Origin of the sequence: Gemmata algarum (assembly GCF_034097035.1) — a bacterium.
GTDB classification, from domain to species: Bacteria; Planctomycetota; Planctomycetia; order Gemmatales; family Gemmataceae; genus Gemmata; species Gemmata algarum.
Genome location: NZ_JAXBLV010000005.1, coordinates 1 through 17,395 on the forward strand (window position 1 = coordinate 1; position 17,395 = coordinate 17,395).

General features: G+C 70.4%; 13 protein-coding genes. 6 read left to right on the forward strand and 7 right to left on the reverse strand.

All coding sequences use genetic code 11. The annotated features are described in order from the left end of the window. Positions 1 to 102: 102 nt before the first annotated feature. From R5W23_RS02120 to R5W23_RS02130, 3 genes are all read left to right on the forward strand, one after another. A complete protein-coding gene (locus R5W23_RS02120; RefSeq protein WP_320684897.1) occupies positions 103 to 4,230 on the forward strand; it encodes a ThuA domain-containing protein in 4,128 nt (1,375 codons plus the stop codon). Between the two features lie 259 nt (positions 4,231 to 4,489). Next, positions 4,490 to 6,106, forward strand: coding sequence for a TolC family protein (locus R5W23_RS02125; protein ID WP_320684898.1), 1,617 nt, complete (start codon positions 4,490 to 4,492; stop codon positions 6,104 to 6,106). 53 nt (positions 6,107 to 6,159) lie between these two features. Next, a complete protein-coding gene (locus tag R5W23_RS02130) occupies positions 6,160 to 7,737 on the forward strand; it encodes a TolC family protein (protein WP_320684899.1) in 1,578 nt (525 codons plus the stop codon). A gap of 99 nt (positions 7,738 to 7,836) precedes the next feature. Here R5W23_RS02130 and R5W23_RS02135 read toward each other — a convergent pair whose 3' ends face one another. Both R5W23_RS02135 and R5W23_RS02140 read right to left on the reverse strand, forming a co-directional pair. Further along, positions 7,837 to 8,208 carry a hypothetical protein gene (locus R5W23_RS02135; RefSeq protein WP_320684900.1) on the reverse strand — a complete coding sequence of 124 codons (372 nt, stop codon included), beginning with the start codon at positions 8,206 to 8,208 and terminating at the stop codon, positions 7,837 to 7,839. 64 nt (positions 8,209 to 8,272) lie between these two features. Next, the gene (locus tag R5W23_RS02140; RefSeq protein ID WP_320684901.1) at positions 8,273 to 8,869 is read right to left on the reverse strand and encodes a DUF4291 domain-containing protein; all 597 of its coding nucleotides are present in this window, start codon (positions 8,867 to 8,869) and stop codon (positions 8,273 to 8,275) included. Between the two features lie 487 nt (positions 8,870 to 9,356). Between R5W23_RS02140 and R5W23_RS02145 the strand changes: the two genes are divergently transcribed. Both R5W23_RS02145 and R5W23_RS02150 read left to right on the forward strand, forming a co-directional pair. Then, positions 9,357 to 10,397 carry a hypothetical protein gene (locus R5W23_RS02145; RefSeq protein ID WP_320684902.1) on the forward strand — a complete coding sequence of 347 codons (1,041 nt, stop codon included), beginning with the start codon at positions 9,357 to 9,359 and terminating at the stop codon, positions 10,395 to 10,397. Between the two features lie 77 nt (positions 10,398 to 10,474). Then, a complete protein-coding gene (locus tag R5W23_RS02150) occupies positions 10,475 to 10,855 on the forward strand; it encodes a hypothetical protein (protein ID WP_109570713.1) in 381 nt (126 codons plus the stop codon). Positions 10,856 to 10,861: 6 nt separating this feature from the next. On the opposite strand, the gene R5W23_RS02155 is transcribed toward R5W23_RS02150, so the two are convergent. The 3 genes from R5W23_RS02155 to truD all read right to left on the reverse strand — a co-directional run bounded on the left by R5W23_RS02155 (position 10,862) and on the right by truD (position 15,041). Beyond that, a complete protein-coding gene (locus tag R5W23_RS02155; RefSeq protein ID WP_320684903.1) occupies positions 10,862 to 12,877 on the reverse strand; it encodes a serine/threonine-protein kinase in 2,016 nt (671 codons plus the stop codon). Between the two features lie 152 nt (positions 12,878 to 13,029). Continuing rightward, positions 13,030 to 13,956, reverse strand: a complete 927-nt coding sequence (locus R5W23_RS02160; RefSeq protein WP_320684904.1) for a WD40 repeat domain-containing protein — start codon at positions 13,954 to 13,956, stop codon at positions 13,030 to 13,032. 11 nt (positions 13,957 to 13,967) lie between these two features. Next, positions 13,968 to 15,041: a tRNA pseudouridine(13) synthase TruD gene (gene truD / locus R5W23_RS02165; protein ID WP_320684905.1), complete on the reverse strand. Its 1,074-nt coding sequence runs from the start codon at positions 15,039 to 15,041 to the stop codon at positions 13,968 to 13,970. 146 nt (positions 15,042 to 15,187) lie between these two features. Here truD and R5W23_RS02170 point away from each other — a divergent pair, with 146 nt between their 5' ends. Next, a complete protein-coding gene (locus R5W23_RS02170; protein ID WP_261187539.1) occupies positions 15,188 to 15,526 on the forward strand; it encodes a hypothetical protein in 339 nt (112 codons plus the stop codon). Between the two features lie 73 nt (positions 15,527 to 15,599). On the opposite strand, the gene R5W23_RS02175 is transcribed toward R5W23_RS02170, so the two are convergent. Continuing rightward, positions 15,600 to 16,589, reverse strand: coding sequence for a DUF1559 domain-containing protein (locus R5W23_RS02175; protein WP_320684906.1), 990 nt, complete (start codon positions 16,587 to 16,589; stop codon positions 15,600 to 15,602). 64 nt (positions 16,590 to 16,653) lie between these two features. Then, positions 16,654 to 17,082: a peptidase associated/transthyretin-like domain-containing protein gene (locus R5W23_RS02180; protein ID WP_320684907.1), complete on the reverse strand. Its 429-nt coding sequence runs from the start codon at positions 17,080 to 17,082 to the stop codon at positions 16,654 to 16,656. Positions 17,083 to 17,395 lie beyond the last annotated feature (313 nt).

Here is a 17,395-nt window from a genome sequence, read left to right on the forward strand (position 1 = left end):
CTTGTGCCCCCCTGTGTGCGGAATCGGCAGCACCCGTTTTTCCCCCTCCCCGCCCCCGGCTCCCGCGGCTACCATCGGAACACCTCTTCCGGGAACCGCGACATGCTCCACTCCCGCCTCGCTCTCGCGTGCCTGTTTGCGCTGGGCGCCGCGCCGTTCGCCCGCGCGGTCGAGCCGTGGGCCGACGATAAGCTGCCCGTCACCGACGGCGTCGCCCTCTGGCTCGACGCGGCGCGCCTGGAGGCCGGGCACAAGGCGCACAACGAGAAGCTGCCCGCGAACGGGAAGCTCGCGACGTGGTTCGACGGCTCCGGTCGGGGCCGACACCTCAAGCAGCCCGCGGCGAACGCGCAGCCGGCCGTCGCGACGTTCGGCGGCGCCGCGGTGGTGCGGTTCGACGGTACCGACGACGCCCTCCGGTTCACCGGCGGTCAGGACGCGCTGAGCGCCTTCATGGTGTTCGTGGTGGCCGCCCCGCGCGAGAACCCCGGGCTGTTCCGCGGGCTCTTCGCGCTCAACGCCCCGAACGGGCGCGATTACGAAACCGGCCTGACGCTCGACCTCGGCCCCAACGCCACCCCGCGGTTCACCGACCTGAACGTGGAAGGCAAGGGGTTCGGCGGGTGGCGGAACCTCCTCAAACCCGGCGGCGACTTCGGCAGGCTGTACCAGCTCGAGGTGCGCGGCGACGCCGCGGCCAAACTCGTTCGCGCGACCACCGACGGCCGCCCGAGCGGCGAGCGGCCGTGGGCGCCCGCGGCGCTCGGCTTCGCGGAGGTGACCCTCGGCGCGCGGTTCTACACCAACGGACCGGGCGCGCAGGAGGTGCGCGGGTTCGCGAAGTGTGACATCGCCGAGGTTCTGCTCTACGACCGCGCCCTTTCGGACGACGAGGCGAAGAAGGTTCGCGCCTACCTCACCGCCAAGCACGCGACCTTGAAAGCGAACCTGCCCCCGAACCCGCCGACCGCCGGCGAGGTGCTCGTGCCGGTCAAAGACCCGCCCGCGGTGCAGGTGTTCGTGCCGGGGTTCTCGGTCAAGCAGATCCCGGTCGAGCTGACGAACGTGAACAACGTGAAGTACCGGGCGGACGGGGCGCTCGTCGCGCTGTGCTACAACGGCGACGTTTGGGTGCTGAAGGACACCGACGGCGACGGCGTGGAAGACAGGGCGGAAGCGTTTTACACGAACAAGGGGAGCCTCCGCGCCCCCATCGGGATGGCCCTCACCCCGCGGGGCTACCCCCACGGCGAAGGGGTCATCGTCGCGTGCAAGGGGAAGGTGGTGCTGCTCGCCGACACCGACGCCGACGGCAAGGCGGACAAGGAAATCGTGGTCGCGGGCGGGTGGAAGGAGATCGCGAACAACGTGGACGCGCTCGGCGTCGCCCTCGACCCGCGGGACGGGAGCGTGTACTACGGCCGCGGCACGTTCGACTTCACCAGCCCGCACCGCGTCGATAAGGACGGCCAAGCGCGGTACTCGCTGAAAGACGAAGAGGGGACGATCATCCGCGTGGCGCCCGACTTCAAGTCGCGCGAGATCGTCGCCACCGGCATCCGGTTCCCGGTCGGGCTGCACTTCAACAAGGCCGGCGACCTGTTCTGCACCGACCAGGAGGGCGCCACGTGGGTGCCCAACGGCAACCCGCTCGACGAGCTGTTGCACATCCAGAAGGGGCGGCACTACGGGTTCCCGGCGCGGCACCCCAGGCACCTGCCGGACGTGATCGACGAGCCGAGCACGTTCGACTACGGCCCGCAGCACCAGTCGACGTGTGGGTTCTGCTTCAACGAGCCGGTCAAACCGGGCGGGCCGACGTTCGGCCCGAAGTCGTGGGCGGGCGACGCGCTCGTGACCGGCGAGTCGCGCGGGAAGCTGTACCGCACGCAACTGGTGAAAACCGAGTCCGGGTACGTCGCGAGGAACCACCTGTTCGCGGCCCTCTCGATGCTCACCATCGACTGCTGCGTCGGCCCGGACGGGGCGCTGGTGGCCGCGTGCCACAGCGGCGGCCCCGACTGGGGCAGCGGGCCGACCGGGAAAGGGAAGCTCTTCAAGATCGCGTACACCGACCGGGAGCACCCGCAGCCGGTGCTGGTGTACCCGGCCGGGCCGCGCGAGGTGCGCGTCGAGTTCGACCGCCCCGTGGCCCCGCACCTGCTGCGCGACGTGCTTCCGCAAACGAAGCTGACCGCGGGGAGGTACGCCCGCGCCGGCGACCGGTTCGAGACGCTCTGGCCCGGGTACGCGATCGTGCAGGCCGAAAAGGCGGCGCCGCGGTTCAACGTCCGGGTGCATTCGGCGCAGCTCACCCCCGACCGCCGCACGCTCGTGCTGGCGACCGACCCCATGCCGAGCGCCGTTCATTACGCGCTCACGCTGCCCGGCATGGGGCGCCCCCCGAAGGACCAGCCGCCGAAGGGCGAACTGCCGCAGTACCCGCAAATCGACCTCGACTTCGACCTGAGCGGGGTCACCGCGACGTGGGGCAAGAACGGTCAACCGGTCCTGTCGAGTTGGCTGCCGAGCCCCGACCTCGTGCTCGCGCGGACGTTCACGGAGGGCAGCGCGACGCACGACACGTTCTGGAGCGCGGGTCGGGACCCGGGCGACCTCCGGTTGAAGACGCAACTCGACCTCAACCACATGCTCCGCCCCGCCGTTCAGCCGGGCTCGAAGCTCGATTTCGAGCCGCCCGCGGAGAAAGTGACGGTTGCGTTCCGCGGCGCGGGCGCGTTGGACGTTGACGCGCCAGAGGTTGACGGCCCGATCAAAATTAACGGCGGCGCGGCGTGGTCCGGCGGCACGCTCCAGACCGAACCCAAACCGGGGGAGGTGTCCGGGGTGGAACTGCGGCTCCGTTCGGCTCGGCTCGACACGCCAACGCTTTCGCTCAACTGGTTCACGGCCGAAGACAAACGCCCGCGGCCGTTCCCCCTTCACCGCGCGCTGGTGCCGTGGGCGGACGTCCGCGCCGAACTCGGCAAGCCGCTCGAAGTGGCGCGGCCGAAGGAACTCGACGGCGGGAGCTGGGCGCGGGGCCGCAAGGTGTTCTTCGGGGAGCCGGCCGGGTGCTCCAAGTGCCACAGCGTTCACGCGCAAGGCGGCACCATCGGGCCGGACCTCACGAACCTGATCCACCGCGACTACGCCTCGGTGCTGCGCGACATCGCGCAGCCCAGCTTCGCGCTCAACCCCGATCACATCACGTCGGTCGTCACGCTGAAAGATGATCGTGTTGTTACGGGGGTTGTGCGCACGAACGGTGACAAGCTCCATATCGGCGACCGCGACGGCAAAACCGTAACCGTCGCGAAGGGCGATGTCGCATCGCTCAAACCGTCGCCGCTGTCGGTCATGCCGGACGACCTTCTCAAGAAGCTGTCGCCCGAGCAGACGCGCGACCTGCTCACCTTCCTGCTGACCCCGGCGCCCCGGATGCCGGAGGACTACACCGACCCCGAGCGGCGCCCGAGGCCGCGGACGCTCACAGAAGTGAGCGCGGCGCTCGCGGGCGCGCCCGTCCCCCCGGCGAAGACGCGCCCGATTCGCGTCGTGCTGGTCGCCGGTCCGAAGGACCACGGCAAGGGCGAGCACGACTACCCCGCGTGGCAAAAGGCGTGGGCGGAACTGCTCGCGGCGGGTGAGAACGTTGAGGTGGTCTGCGCGATGAACTGGCCCGCAAAGGAGGAGTTCCAGAAGGCCGACGCGATGGTCTTCTTCCAGCGCGGGGACTGGAACGCGACGCGGGCCGCCGACATCGACGCGTTCCTAGAGCGCGGGGGCGGGCTGACCTACCTGCACTGGGCCGTTGACGGTCAGAAGGACGCGCCCGGCTTCGCGAGGCGCATCGGGCTGACCTGGGGCGCCGGCGGCAAGTTCCGCCACGGGCCGCTCGACCTCGACTTTAAAGGTGCGAAACACCCGATCGCGCGCAACTTCGAGAAGCTGAAGCTGGTGGACGAGAGCTACTGGCAACTCACCGGCCATTTGCCGAACGAGCGTGTGCTGGGGTGGGCGCCCGAGGACGCGAAGCCGCAGCCGCTGTTCTGGACGGTCGAGCGCGGCAAGGGGCGGGTGTTCGTGTCGATCCCCGGGCACTACTCGTGGACGTTCGACGACCCGCTGTTCCGCGCGCTCTTGCTGCGCGGCATCGCGTGGACCGCGGCCGAGCCGGTGGACCGGTTCAACGACCTCGTGCTGCCCGGCGCGGACGTTGCGAAGTGACGGGAGCCGTCGCATAGCAGCAGACGATACTGGGGCGTTCCGCGTGTCGCCCCGTCGGCGGTCAACGAATACCCGCGACGGCGAAAAGTTCGCCACATTGCGCCGGGAAACTCACCTGCGCCCGTCGCACAGTCGATAATACCTGCGCCCGCGGCCCGAATAGGTCATCTTCACACGCCCTGCGTTCCGATCTCCTCTGCGTTCCGGTCCCCGCACCCGGCGGGTGCGGGTCCGAGCAGTCTTCGGGCGGAGGGGCGTTATGAGCCGCGCGTGTCGGGTGTGGTTCCGGGTCGGCGTCGGCGCGCTGCTCACCGCGCTGGCCGCCAGCGCACAGCCCCCCGAGGGCAAGAAGGACGCCCCCGTCAAGAAGTCGCCGGAGTCGGCGTCCGTTCCCGAACCGCCCCCGGGCACCATTCTCCGGCCGGGCGAGTACCCGATCGACCTCGCCACCGCGCTCAAGCTCGCCGGCGCCGAGAACCCCGAGCTGCTGCTCGCCCGCCAGCGCGTCACGGAGGCCGTGGCGGGCCGGCAGCTCGCCGCCGCTCAGGCGCTCCCGAACCTCAACGTCGGCAGCAACTTCGCCGCCCACCGCGGGGTGCTCCAGCAGTCCAGCGGTAACGTTCTCAAGGTGGACCGCGACTCGCTGTACGTGGGCCTCGGGGCCGGCACGGTCGGGGCGGGCACGGTGAGCCTTCCCGGGCTCAACTACAACCTCAACGTCGGCGCCGGCTGGTACGGGCTGCTCATCGCCCGCCAGCGGGTCACCACTGCCGCCGCCGCCGCGGACGCGGTCCGCAACGACGTGCTGCTCCGGACGTACCTCGCGTACCTCGACCTGCTGCGCGCCGACGGGCGCCGGGCCATCGCGGCCCGGAACCGCGACGAGGGCGCCGAGCTGGCGCGGCTCACCGCCGCGTACGCCAAGGCCGGGCAGGGCCGTAAGGCCGACGCCGACCGCGCCGCCGTCGAGCTGCGCCGCCGCGACGCCGAGCTGACCCAGTCCGAGGCCGACACCCTCGCCGCGTCCGCCCGGCTGTGCCAGTTGCTCAACCTCGACCCGTCCACCCGGCTGAAGCCGATCGACGGGTGGGTGGTGCCGGCCCCACTGGTCCCGGACCCGACCCCGCTGCCCGACCTGCTCGCGGTCGCGATGATGCAGCGTCCGGAGCTGGCGGCGCGGCGGTCCGAGGTGCGCGAGACGCTGTACCAGTTGTCGCTGGCGAAGGTGCTGCCGTTCTCGCCGAACGTGATCCTGGGGTTCAGCGCCGGCGGGTTCGGCGGCGGCAGCGACCTCGTCAACACGCCCCCCGGGGTGGTGCTGCCGAGCGGCGCCCGCGGCACCGCGTCGCGGTTCGGCAACCTCGACGGCCGCTCCGATTTCGACGCCGCCGTGTTCCTCACGTTCCGCAACCTGGGCGTCGGCAACGTGGCCCAGGCCCGCGCGGCGAACAGCCGGGCGAAGCAGTCGCAGTTGCGCGAGCTGGAGACGCTCAACCTGGTGCGAACCCAAGTGGCGGAGGCGCACGCCCGGACGGCCGCCCGGTTCCTCCAGATCGACGCCGCCGAGAGGGCGGTGAAGTTCAGCTCCGACGCCTTCGACGAGGACCTGACCCGCATCAAGGCGGGGGCCGGCTTCCCGCTCGAGGTGATCGACAGCCTGCGGCTGCTGGGGCGCTCGCGGTTCGAGTACCTGGACGCGATCATCGACTACAACCGGGCACAGATCCAGCTCTGGGTGTCGGTGGGGCAGCCGCCGGCGGACGCGCTCGCCCGCCCGGTGCCGGCGGGCCTCGTGCCGCCGCCGGTGGTCGAGGTGCAGCCCGGGCCGCGGCCGTTCCCGGTGCCCCGGACGGTCCCGCTCCCGGCGAAGCCGTAGCACGCCGCGCGGTCCCACCCTTCAACCGGGTTCACGTGTCACGGAGTCTCGCGATGCGCTGGGCGCACTGGGGAAAGCGACTCACGGCGGCCGGAATCGGCGCGGCGCTCGCGACGGGCTGTCAGTCCACGCGCGTTCCGCCCGGGGTGTCCGCCGAGCCCCGAACGCCGGAGCAACTGGGCACCGCGGCGCCTGCGCTTTTTGCCCCGAAGAGCGTGACGGCTGCCGCCCTTCGGCCGACAGGGGCGACGGGCGCCGCAAGCGCCGCCGGTCCCGGGGGCGAGGTCCAGTTGGCCTCCGCGTTCGCGACCGCGCCCGGCGGCGCGGCGCTCGTCGGCCCGGTGCCCGAGAACGCACTCGACCTGGGCGTGGCGCTGCGGCTGGCCGGCGTCAACAACCCGACCATCAACCGCGCGCGTGAGGCGGTCAACGAGGCCCTGGCCGACCAGCTCGCGGCCCGGGCGCTGCTGCTGCCGAGCGCGAACGTCGGGGCCAACTACCGGTACCACCGCGGCGCGCTCCAGGCGGCCACCGGGTTCCAGCGCGATGTGAGTTTCGAGAGCCTGTACCTGGGCGCGGGCGCCGGGGTGACCGGCGCGGGCACCGCCGCGGCGCCGGGCGTGCGGCTGTTCGCGCACCTGGGCGACGCCGCCTACGAGCCGCTCGCCGCCCGCCAGCGCGTCGCCGCACAGCGCGCCACCGCCCGCGCGGTCCAGAACGACACGCTGCTCGCGGTCGCGGTCGGGTACCTGGAGCTGGCCGCCGCCGAATCCCGCCTCGACATCCTGCGGCAAGGCGAAACGGACCTGGCCGAGGTCGCCCGGCTCACCGCCGTGTACGCGAAAGCGGGACAGGGGCGCAAGGCCGACGCCGACCGCGCCGCCGCCAACCTCGAGCTGCTCCGCCGCGACTTGAAGCGGGCCGAGGAGGAAGTCGCCACCGCGTCCGCGCGGCTGTGCCGGCTGCTGAGCCTGGACCCGTCGGTCCGGCTCCGCACCCCGGGCGCCCCGCCGCAGCCGGTCCGGCTGGTCCCCGAAGACACCGACCCCGAGGGGCTGATCGCGACCGCGCTCCAGGCCCGCCCGGAGGTCGCGGCGGGCGCCGCGGCCGTGACCGAAGCGCGGCTCCGCACGCGGCAGGAGCGGGTCCGCCCGTGGGTGCCGACGCTGTCCGTGGGGTACAGCGCCGGCGGGTTCGGCGGCGGGCTCACGAACAGCGGGTTCGGCGCGGTCCGGGGGCGGGCGGAGTTCGACGCGGTCGCGGTGTGGAACGTGCAGGGGCTGGGGCTCGGGAACCGCGCGCGAGTGCGCGCGGCCGACGCCGGGATGGGGGCGGCGCTGGCCGGCTACGACCTGGCGGTGAACGCGGTCCGGCGCGAGGTCGGCGAGGCGCTCGCGGACGCCCGCGCCGCCGCGACCCAGATTCGCACCGCGGAGGCGGCCCTCGCGATCGCGGAGGAGGGGTTCAAGCTCGAATCGGACCGCATCAAGCAGGTGCCGGGGCGCCCGCTGGAGCTGATCGACAGCTTCCGCCAGTTGCTCGAATCGCGCCAGGAACTGCTCCGGGCCACGGTCGCGTTCAACGCGGCGCAGTTCCGGCTGTGGGTCGCGGTCGGGAACGCTCCGGAGTGAAGTAAAGGGCGCGCCGGGGGCGGGCACGAGGGCAACACCCCACCGGTGCGAGTGGTCTTCGGTTGCAACTGACCCGGAAGCCGTTCGGCACAGAAGCGCTCAGCGAACCGGGTCCGGGTCGCCTACCGACAGGCTGCTACACCGCACCACGATCCAGGCATCGGTCCGCTCGAACGTCAGCTCAAGGAACAAGCTTCCCACCCTGGACCGAGGTTGATCGGCGTACCGTAGCCACGCCAGTTCGGAGCGCTCGTCCGGGGCGCCGGCAAAGAACGCCGCCACATCCGAGAAGTTCTCGATCCCGCCGAACCGCACCGGGACGGGGTCCGTGTACCGGCCGGTCCCCCCGTCCCAAACCAGCGGCGAAACGGACAGCGTAACCTCTCGCCGCGGTCCGACCGCGACCGCCTCAATGCGAGCGTGACGGAAGTCGTGAGCAAGCGACGGCAACACGACCGGGCGCTTCCGCATGTCCGAGCATCCTCCGACCGCTGAACTCAAGTGACCGGTTTCCCGCCGAGGTGGCCGTGCGCTCTCACGCATGAAGCGACAGCCGTCGTCCCAGCTCGGCGCCGACCGGGTACACGCGCTCCGGGGGAAGGAGCCGCCGGGCCTTGTCCGCCCGACCGGATTGCAGCAGGGTGTAGACCTTCCGCACCACCGGCGTGTAGTCTTCGATCCGGGCCACCCAGTCGTCCGCGTACTCGCGGATCACGTGTCGGCTCAGCCCCACCTGAATGCTATCGTACGGCAGACCGCCCCCACGTAGCGACCGCTCGGGGTCCCATTGGAGGTGAACCCGGGCCGCAGCGAACTGTTCCGCCCACGTGTCGGGATCGGCGAACACCGCGGGCTCGAACGACGTGAGAACCGCTTGCCCCAGCGCGGCCTCCCAACCGGCCCGCCGCACCCGCACGCACAGCACCCGCTCCTGACCGCTCTTCTGAGCCCAGTTGCTGCGGTGCATCAGCCACAGAAACGACGGCTTGATCCACGTCATCCGGTGGAACGAGAACGGCGGCACGAACCGCCCCGCGGCCAGCGCCGCGTCGGCGATCGCCGGCGGGTACGCTTGATAGATGGCGATCGTGTCCCGGTCGTAATCCGCCCGGATCTCGCGCGCTGCGACCACGTCACTCTCCGTCTAATAGGCTTATGGTCTCGAGTGTGGCCCGCTCGCTCCGCGAGCGGTTGCAACATCGTGCCCTCGTGCCGCGAATGCGGTTCATTTGATGCTCAGAGCACCGCTCGCGGCTCGGGCGGGCCGCACTCAACACCAAAACCTCGAACAGAAGCGTACACCTGGAGCAGGCTACCGACACGGCGGCGTGATCCGCGGTTCGCGTGCGGGGTTGTTGACTCGGGGCGCGGCGACGCGGACAATCGACTCACCCAACGTCTCAGAGCGGCGAACATGAAGCGACTCCTTGCGGCCGCGCTCGTATCCGCGCTCCTTAGCGCGGGCCACGTTCGCGCAGATGTGATCATGCCACCCCCGCCCCCACCGCCGGGCGAGCTAACGGCGCACGTCGTGGCGGGCTGCGCTAGCGCAGCCGCGATCGTGCTCGCGGGCGTGTGGCTGGTTCGCTCGCGTCGGGCGGCACTGCGGGGGTGATCCCATGTCCGTATCGGCCCCTGCCTCTCTCCACGCAGGTGCATGGCGAACGAACGGGCTGGCGTTCGCGGGCGGGTTCATCGCCCTCGCGGCCGGTGCGGCGGCGCTGTCCGGCGCGCTGCCGGTCGGGTTCGCGCTGGCGACCGTGTTCCTGTTCGCCGGGCCGCACAACTGGTTGGAGGCCCGCTACGCCCTCGGGCGGCTCCCGGCCCGCGCCGGGAAGCTCTGGGGCTTCTTCGCGGTCAGCGTGTGCGGCATCGTCGGGCTGACCGGCGGGTACGCCGCGCTCCCGTTCCTCGTTTCGCCCGCGGACCTCGTTTCCGGTCCCGAACTGTACGCGGTGTGGTGCTCGGCGTTCCTGCTCTGGGTGGCGTTCCTGGTGTGGATGCGGTCCCGCACGAACCCGCGGTTCGACGGCGGGTGGGTGTGGCCGCTGGCGCTCTTTCTGTGCGCCGGGGCGTGGCTGAGCCCGTTCGCGCTGCCGATCGCGCTGGTGTACCTCCACCCGCTCATGGCCCTCTGGATCCTGGACCGCGAACTGGCCCGCTCGCGCCCCCACTGGCGGAAGGTCTTCCGCGTGGCGGCGCTGTGCGTGCCCGTGTTCCTGGTGGGCCTCTGGTGGTGGCTGAAGGACGCCCCCGGGTTACCGGGAACGGACCAAGTGACCCTGGCGTTCGCCCCGACGGCGCTGCGTGCCGACACACTCGCGGACCACTCCGGGGCGTGGGCGCTGCCGGACGTGTCGCCGCACTTCCTGGTCGCCGCGCACACGTTCCTCGAAATGGTGCATTACGGCGTGTGGGTGCTTCTGATCCCACTGATCGGCCTGCGCTCCCGCCCGTGGGAGCTGAAGGCCATCCCGGCGGCGCGACGCAGCCCGACGTGGGCGCGGGGCGTCGCCGCCGTGCTGCTGTTCGGGCTGTCGGCGGTGGTGGCGCTGTGGGTGTGCTTCGGCATCGATTACGAAACGACCCGCCGCGTGTACTTCACCGTCGCAATGCTGCACGTGCTGGCCGAGGTGCCGTTCCTACTGCGCATGATCTAAAAGCGGACGGGCTCGCCACGCAGGCGCATGTGTACCTGTGTGGCGAGCCCGTTCATCCTTCGCAATCGGTTCGCTCAATGCCCTATTTGCAACAGATGCTCGTCGGCTATTGCATCACGGTCGCGGTAGAAACGGTGGTGCTGCTGCTGTTGCTGTCCCGCCGGCACCCGGTGGGGGCGCGGCTGTTCGCGGGGGCGTGGCTCACCGCCTGCACGTACCCGGTGGTGTGGCTGGTGCTGCCGGGCCTGTTCGGCGCCGACGAGAGGGGGCTGTACCTGTTGACCGCCGAGACGTTCGCGCCGGCCGCGGAGTGCGCGATCTTCTGGGCGGCGTTCGTGCGCCCGCTCCCGCCCGACCGCCGCGCCGCCCTCCGGGACGCGGGCGCGATCGTGCTCGCGAACCTGTGCTCGTTCGGGTTGGGCGAGGCGCTGATCGCCCTCGGCTGGTTCGGCTGGTGAGCGGCGTTACAGGTCGGTGCGGTACTGCGCGCCGAAGACGTGCTCGCGGCCGGTGTGCTGCGCGCGCAAAAGGCGCACCAGCACCGCGTGGCCGGCGGCCGGGCCGACGTTCGGGAACGCGATGTACGCGTACTTCGTCGCGACCGGCACCGGGGTCGCGAACCCGAGCCCGCCCAGGGACACGTCGCGGCACCGGCCCTCGACCGCCGGGTCCACCCCGCCGTCGCCGTGCAGCGGGTACACCGTCAGCACCCCGCCCGCCGCGATCCGCTGCGTCTTGCGCCGGTCCTGCACGTTGCACAGTTGCCCGCGGATGTCCCCGAGGAGTTCCGGGAGTATGCGCTCGGAGTCCCGGGCGAACTTCGGGTCCGGGGTGCCGACCAACTGGGCCGTCGTGCCGATCTCCCCGATCGGGCGCCCGGCCGGGGGCAGCGTCACCGTCACCTCGAACCCGAACTTCTTGCCCCCGAACAGCCCCCCGCCGCCCACCGTGCGCTTGAGCACCAGCCGCCCGGGGTCCGGCTGCTCGACCGATACGCCCCAGCTCTCGCGCAGCACCGCCAGCTTGAGCGGCACCACCGACACGGGGACCGTCGTGGGGAACCGGCACTCCCACCCGCCGTCCGGGAGCCGGTTCACGTCGCCGGGCACGTGGGAGACGTACCCGCCGGCGGCGGCCCCCACCACGGCCGCCGCGAACGTCTGCGGGTCCGGCGGTTGCCCGGTCGGCTCCATCCCGAGCAGCAGCGCGACCGGAATCACCGAGGTGATCTGCTCCAGCACCACCAGCCCGGCCTCGAACTCGTCGGCGAACAGCGGCGGTGGGGGCGGCGCCGGCGCCGCCGGGCGCGGGGTGCCCACCGGCCCCGGCGCGGGGCGCCCGTGAACGGTGGGGCTCGCGGTGCCGGGGCGGGTCAGCCCCTTCTGGGTGTTCGCCACCAGCGGCGGCAGCCCGGCACGCGGTGCCCCGGGCACGGTCAGCGGCGGCTTGACCGGGAGCGTGAAGCTCTGCGTGAGGGGGGCAGGGCGGCTGCGCCCGGGGTGAGTCGGGTCGCTCCGCTCCGCCACCGACGAGTCGCCGGGGGGACCGTCGCCCAGGTTCATCTCGGCCACCGAGCGGTCGACCCGCGCGCGGCGCATGAGGACGCTCGCGTTCGGCAGCGCCGTGGCGCTCTCGGCGCTCATGAGCGCCTGCACGAACGCCAGGCACGACGGGAACCGGTTCTCGGGCTTCTTCGCGAGCGCCCGCGCGACCGGCTCCTGATCGGCCGGCGGCAGCACCGACAGGTTCGGTTGGGCCGACACGTGCTGGAGCATCAACTGCTGCGGGGTGCGCCCGGTGTACGGGAACTCGCCGGTCAGCAGCTCCTGGTACACCAGGGCGAGGCTGTACTGGTCCGAGGCGCTGCTCGGGGTGCCGTGGAGCACCTCGGGCGCGACGTACCGGGGCGTGAGCCCGCGGTTCCCGGCGTCCGGCCCTTCGAGCTGCGCCACCAGCCCGTAGTCGCCGACCTTCACGTGCCCGGACACGAGGAACAGGTTCGCGGGCTTCACGTCGAGGTGCTGGAGGCCGAACTTGGCGGCGATCACGTCGAGCGCCTCGGCGGCGTCGGCGAAGTACGCCAGCAGTTCGTCGCGCGGGACGCCCGGCAGCCCGCAGGTGCGGCACTCGCGGAACCGGTCCTGGAGCTGGCGGTCGGCCAGCTCCATCACCATAATCAGTTCGCCGTTGATCTGTTCGACGCGCTCGAGGGTGAGTAAGAACGGGTGCCGGATCGCTTTGATCTGCTCGAACGCCGCCAGCTCCTGGCCGAACCGCTCGTCGCCGCGGCCGTCTTCGGATTCGGACGTGACGAACTTGATGGCCTTGTGCAGCCCGCCGGGGGCCTCGCACTTCCACACCTCGCCGAACCCGCCGCGGCCGAGCGGCGCGAGCAACTTGTACCCGGGCAGCGGCTCCGCGCCCGCCAGCTTCGTGTACGGGGGGCCGGTGCCGTTGTCCGCGGTGGTGACCGGTGGCATGGGGCGTGCTGGGGCGAGTGTATACAGGGTGTCAACTCAACCGTAGAACGCGAAGCATCGAGATGTTGGGAAAATGATCTGATTCGGCCGCACAAGAATTTCGGCCGCAGAGGAGGCGCAAAAGCCGGGGCAGAACGCGCGCTGGCCCGGCCTCAAAGGTCCACGTCGAACACCGCGAACTGCTTGTTGCTGCCGCCGATTGCACAGGTGAGGCCGTCGGGCGAGAAGGTGAGGCACGTGGCCCGAGTACCCAGTTGAAAATCGAGCGCGCGGAGCGCCGCGCCGGTGTCGAGGTCGAACAGCGTCGGGTGCCCGCTGTCGTTTATGGCGGCGAACACCCGCGCGGTTGGGTGAAACGCGGTGGTCTCGTACCGGTTACGCCCGCCAAGCCGGACCGCCGGCCCGACCGGTTCGCCGCGGGCGGCATCCCACCTCTGAACGTGCCCCAAGTGGAACAACATAAGTGACTGCCCGTCCGGGGTGAACTTTACGCGGTTCGTACCGAGGGCCTGGTCCCGCGGGATCGGGAATCGCGCCGACACAACTCCTGTCAACGGGTCGAACAAGACGACGGCCTCCGTGACATACAGCACTGCGACGGTGCGCCCGTCCGGGCTGAGGTCGTAGCTCCAGATGCCTTTCTCAAACGGCCCGGCAAACGCAGCGCCGGGCTCTCGGCCGTTGGGCACCCAGACCAACAGGCTGCGACAGTCTTCGGCCGCGTAGACGACCCGAGGTTCGGTCCCGGGAAGCGGGACCATTTCGCGCACGGCGGGCAAGTCCAACCGGTCGCGCGGGATGCCCGGCAGCTCCAATCGAGCGCGTTCGGCTCCCGTTTCAAGGTCATACGCCCGCATCGCACGGCCGACCAGGGCGACGAGGTAACGCCCCGCACCGGCGATGAGCAACCGGACGATCGCCGCGTGCTCGTTGCGCGTGGGCTTGAACAAAGGGTGGCAGGTGCGTGTGATCGTGCCCCAAGCGGTCACCGCGCGGCCGCGGTCCGCAACGTATAGTGTCCGCCCGTCTGGTGCAAACGCTATCGCCGCCACCCCGGCCGTGAGCTTTTGAACCCACATCGTCCCCTCCGCTACTGCTCGTCCGCGTCGGCCCCGTCCGATGCGTCGCCGTCTTCCGCGATGTTGGTCTTCATCACCTCCGCGAGCAGCACCGTCGCATAGCTGCCCGCCGGGAGCGTGAACGACAGCCGCAGCCCGTCCGGCTCCCACGCGGAGGTGAGATCGTCGAGGTAGACGATGTTCTGGCGCCGGGTGCCCATCACCAGTTTGCCGAACCCGGCGAACGACGCCACCGAGAGCTTGTTGTCGCTCAACACAACGGCCTCGCGCTCCGCCGCGGCGCCGGCCGCCGGGAACGTCTTCTTCCCGAACATCGGGCCGGCCGTTACCGTTTCGCGCGCGTCGAACCGGGCCTGCTCCGCGGGCACGTCCTGCGCCACGAACATCCCGCCGAACGGCCACTTCGTCATCACGTCGCCGTCGAGGACGGTGCGGAACAGCCCGTCCTTCATGCGGCGCGCGAGGTAATCGTTGAAGAGCAGCGACTGAACCGCCGAGAGCGCGAACCGGAACAGGAACGGGCGGATGCGCCGCGGCGCCTTGCCCGCGAGGCACTGGAAGCCGAGGTCCACGGTACCGCCGTCGCGGCCGAACCGCTGCGGGCCGTAGTAGTTCGGCAGCCCCTGCGTGCGGATGCGGTCCAGGACCGCGTCCGCGGGCGCGGAGCGGTCGGCGTCGCGGATCAGAATGGTGAACTTGTTGCCGCGCAGGTGGCCGGGCTTCAGCTTGTTCGCATGCAATCCCGTCTTCAGCACCCGCACGCCGTCGCCGTCGAGTTTGCCGATATGGGGCTCGCACTCTCGCGGCACGGACACCCACTGGCGGGTGACCGCATGGCGGTCTTTGAGCCCCGCGGTACCGACGTTCCCGGGGTGCGTGCCCAGCTTGCGCGCGATGGTCTGGGCGAAGAACTCCGGCGCGACGCCCTTCTTTTCGATCCAGAGGTACAGGTGGTCGCCCGAGCCGCTCGGCTCGTAGGAGGGCACCTCTTCGACCTCGAAGTCTTCGTCGCGGGCGCGGATGCGCCCGCCGACCCCCGGCAGGTCGGCGGTGAACAGCGGGGGACTCATCGCGGGGTGTTGCATGGTCGGTCCGGTCGGGTGAAAGCGACATTGTACCGCCGGACCGCGCGTTCCGTCCGCCGCGGCGCTTGCGGCGCCCGGCGGCGCGTGCCATAATCCTCACCGCGCCGCGGATTCCCGCGGCGCGCCTCTCACCACAAGGCACGCACATGTTCACCGCGTTCCGCGCGCTAGCGCTGTCCGCCGCCATCGCCGCACTGGTCGCGTCCGGCGGCGGGCTCGCCCCGGCGCTCCAGAAGGACAAAGATAAGAAGCCCGAGGACAAAAAGGCCGCCGACAAGAAGGGCGAGGAGGTCGGAACGGTCGAGGTGTGGAAGGCCAAGGACGGGTGGCGGTTCAAGGTGCTGAACGCGAGCGGTAAGGCGATCGCCGGCAACTACGTCCCGCACGAGAAGAAGGAGGACGCGCTCAAGGAGGTGGAGGTGCTCAAGGCGACGCTCGCCAAGGGCAAGGTGGAGGTGAAGGACGAGAAGAGCAAGGACAAGTGACCCAAGAGGCCATGAAACGCGGGGCGGCCGGTCGGAGCTTCTGACCGGCCGCCCCGCGTTTCGCGGTAGCGGTTTAGTCGATGTTGACGACCATACCGTCCGCGATCGAGCCCATGTTCATCCACGTGGCCTGGGTAACGCTGTTGCGGACGAACCGCACGCTGGCGTCGCCGAGGCACGCGTTCGCGCCGCCGGTGTGCCGGCTCCGGCTGTAGAACACCGTCGGGTTCGCGCTATCGCTGACCGCGCACGGCAGCCCTTGCGCGGGCAAGTTGTTGCAGTACCCGGACGAGTAAATACGGTCCGGGGTGGTGGTGTTCGGCTGCTGGTACGTGCTGAACCCGGCCGCGTCGCCCCACCAGATGAACCCGCGCAGGTCGCTCGCCTGCCCTTGGAGCACTTCGCCGATCATCACCGTGTTCGTGAGCCCGTCGCTCACGTCGGTCAGCTTGGTGCCGCGCGTGTTCGCGGTCGAAGTGGTGCTCGTGGTGATCATGCCGAACACCGTGGCGTCGAACATGCCCGCCTGTGGCGTGTACCCGGCGGGGGATGGGACAACCGCGCCGGCCGTTCCGGTGGTGCTCCGGTTGCCCGCGCACACGGCGTAGTTGTTGTTCGAGATGTTGCTGAACGGGGCGTTCTCCCGGTCGCTCGGGCACGTCAGCACGGAGTACCGGCGGGCGGTCACGTTGGTCGTGTTCGGGGCCGACCCGTACCGCGGGAAGCTGCCCGCGACGCCGGGGGCCGGATAGTTGGAGTTGACCGTGTCACTACCGCCCCAGTTCTGATACAGCTTGGCGGCGTTGTCCTGCTCGATGAAGGGCATGATCACAATGGCCCAGGTGCCCCAGCAGCAACTGTTTCCGAGCATCGCCGGCAGCTTGTTGTTCGCGTCGTGGAAGTTGTGCGTCGCCAACCCGAGCTGTTTAAGGTTGTTGGAGCACTTCATACGCGCAGCCGCTTCGCGCACCTTCTGCACGGCCGGCAACAGTAACCCGATGAGGATCGCGATGATCGCGATCACAACGAGCAGTTCGATCAGCGTGAACCCGCGGCGCTTCATGACAGATCTCCGGATTAAAAAATGGAACGACATGACACGCGCCCGTCGCGGCGCGGTGGGCGCGCTATTTAAGGTCGAAAGGGATCTCGTTCGACCCGTCGGACTTGATCTCGGCCGACAGTTCCGTGCTCGTGTTGTACTTCGCCGGGAGCAGGTCCTTAGGAATGGCCGACGAGTCGCCGGGCATACCGCCGGCCGCAGCGGCTTGCGGCGCTTTCGGGTCCGGAGAGCTGATGGTCACCTGGTACTTGCCCGCCGGCAGCCCCGACACTTCGGGAATGTCATAACTGCCGCCGGCGATGGTACCGGCCCCGTTGTGCTGCCCGTCGATCGACCGGAACGTGATCGTCCCGGTCTTGAGCGGCTCGCCCTTGTACTTGACGGTGCCGGTGACGCGGTACTTCTTCGGCCCGGACGAGCCGCAGCCCACGAGCAGGAGGCACGTGAGCAGCGCGAGGACGGCCGCGCTCCGTGAAAGCAAGGTCTGGTGCATGAGTGATGAAATTGTTGGCACCGTGTGAACGGCAGATAGCGAACCCCGCACACCGGAAGATGATGGTGTGGCGGAAGAGTGAAGAGAAGGTTAACCCTACGTGTCGGTAAGACGCAAGTGCGAAATAGTGAAAACGGGCCGGCGTGGCTTGTTCGGCCCACTTCTTCGCGGCGGGGCCGCCGTCAGCACGCTCTCCGGGGGAACCCGCAGTTGATTCGGCGTGGGCTTCCACGCCTTCTCAATCGGGGTCGTGAAGTGGGCGGCGGGGAAGAACGAGAAGAGCAAGGACAAGTGACCCAAGAGGCCATGAAAC

Excerpts from the sequence above, each read along its gene's own strand:
- R5W23_RS02155 (WP_320684903.1), bottom strand. The coding sequence starts at position 12,877 with ATGCCACCGGTCACCACCGCGGACAACGGCACCGGCCCCCCGTACACG.
- R5W23_RS02150 (WP_109570713.1), top strand. The coding sequence starts at position 10,475 with ATGCCCTATTTGCAACAGATGCTCGTCGGCTATTGCATCACGGTCGCG.
- R5W23_RS02170 (WP_261187539.1), top strand. The coding sequence starts at position 15,188 with ATGTTCACCGCGTTCCGCGCGCTAGCGCTGTCCGCCGCCATCGCCGCA.
- R5W23_RS02175 (WP_320684906.1), bottom strand. The coding sequence starts at position 16,589 with ATGAAGCGCCGCGGGTTCACGCTGATCGAACTGCTCGTTGTGATCGCG.
- truD (WP_320684905.1), bottom strand. The coding sequence starts at position 15,041 with ATGCAACACCCCGCGATGAGTCCCCCGCTGTTCACCGCCGACCTGCCG.
- R5W23_RS02160 (WP_320684904.1), bottom strand. The coding sequence starts at position 13,956 with ATGTGGGTTCAAAAGCTCACGGCCGGGGTGGCGGCGATAGCGTTTGCA.
- R5W23_RS02130 (WP_320684899.1), top strand. The coding sequence starts at position 6,160 with ATGCGCTGGGCGCACTGGGGAAAGCGACTCACGGCGGCCGGAATCGGC.
- R5W23_RS02125 (WP_320684898.1), top strand. The coding sequence starts at position 4,490 with ATGAGCCGCGCGTGTCGGGTGTGGTTCCGGGTCGGCGTCGGCGCGCTG.
- R5W23_RS02135 (WP_320684900.1), bottom strand. The coding sequence starts at position 8,208 with ATGCGGAAGCGCCCGGTCGTGTTGCCGTCGCTTGCTCACGACTTCCGT.
- R5W23_RS02145 (WP_320684902.1), top strand. The coding sequence starts at position 9,357 with ATGTCCGTATCGGCCCCTGCCTCTCTCCACGCAGGTGCATGGCGAACG.
- R5W23_RS02180 (WP_320684907.1), bottom strand. The coding sequence starts at position 17,082 with ATGCACCAGACCTTGCTTTCACGGAGCGCGGCCGTCCTCGCGCTGCTC.
- R5W23_RS02120 (WP_320684897.1), top strand. The coding sequence starts at position 103 with ATGCTCCACTCCCGCCTCGCTCTCGCGTGCCTGTTTGCGCTGGGCGCC.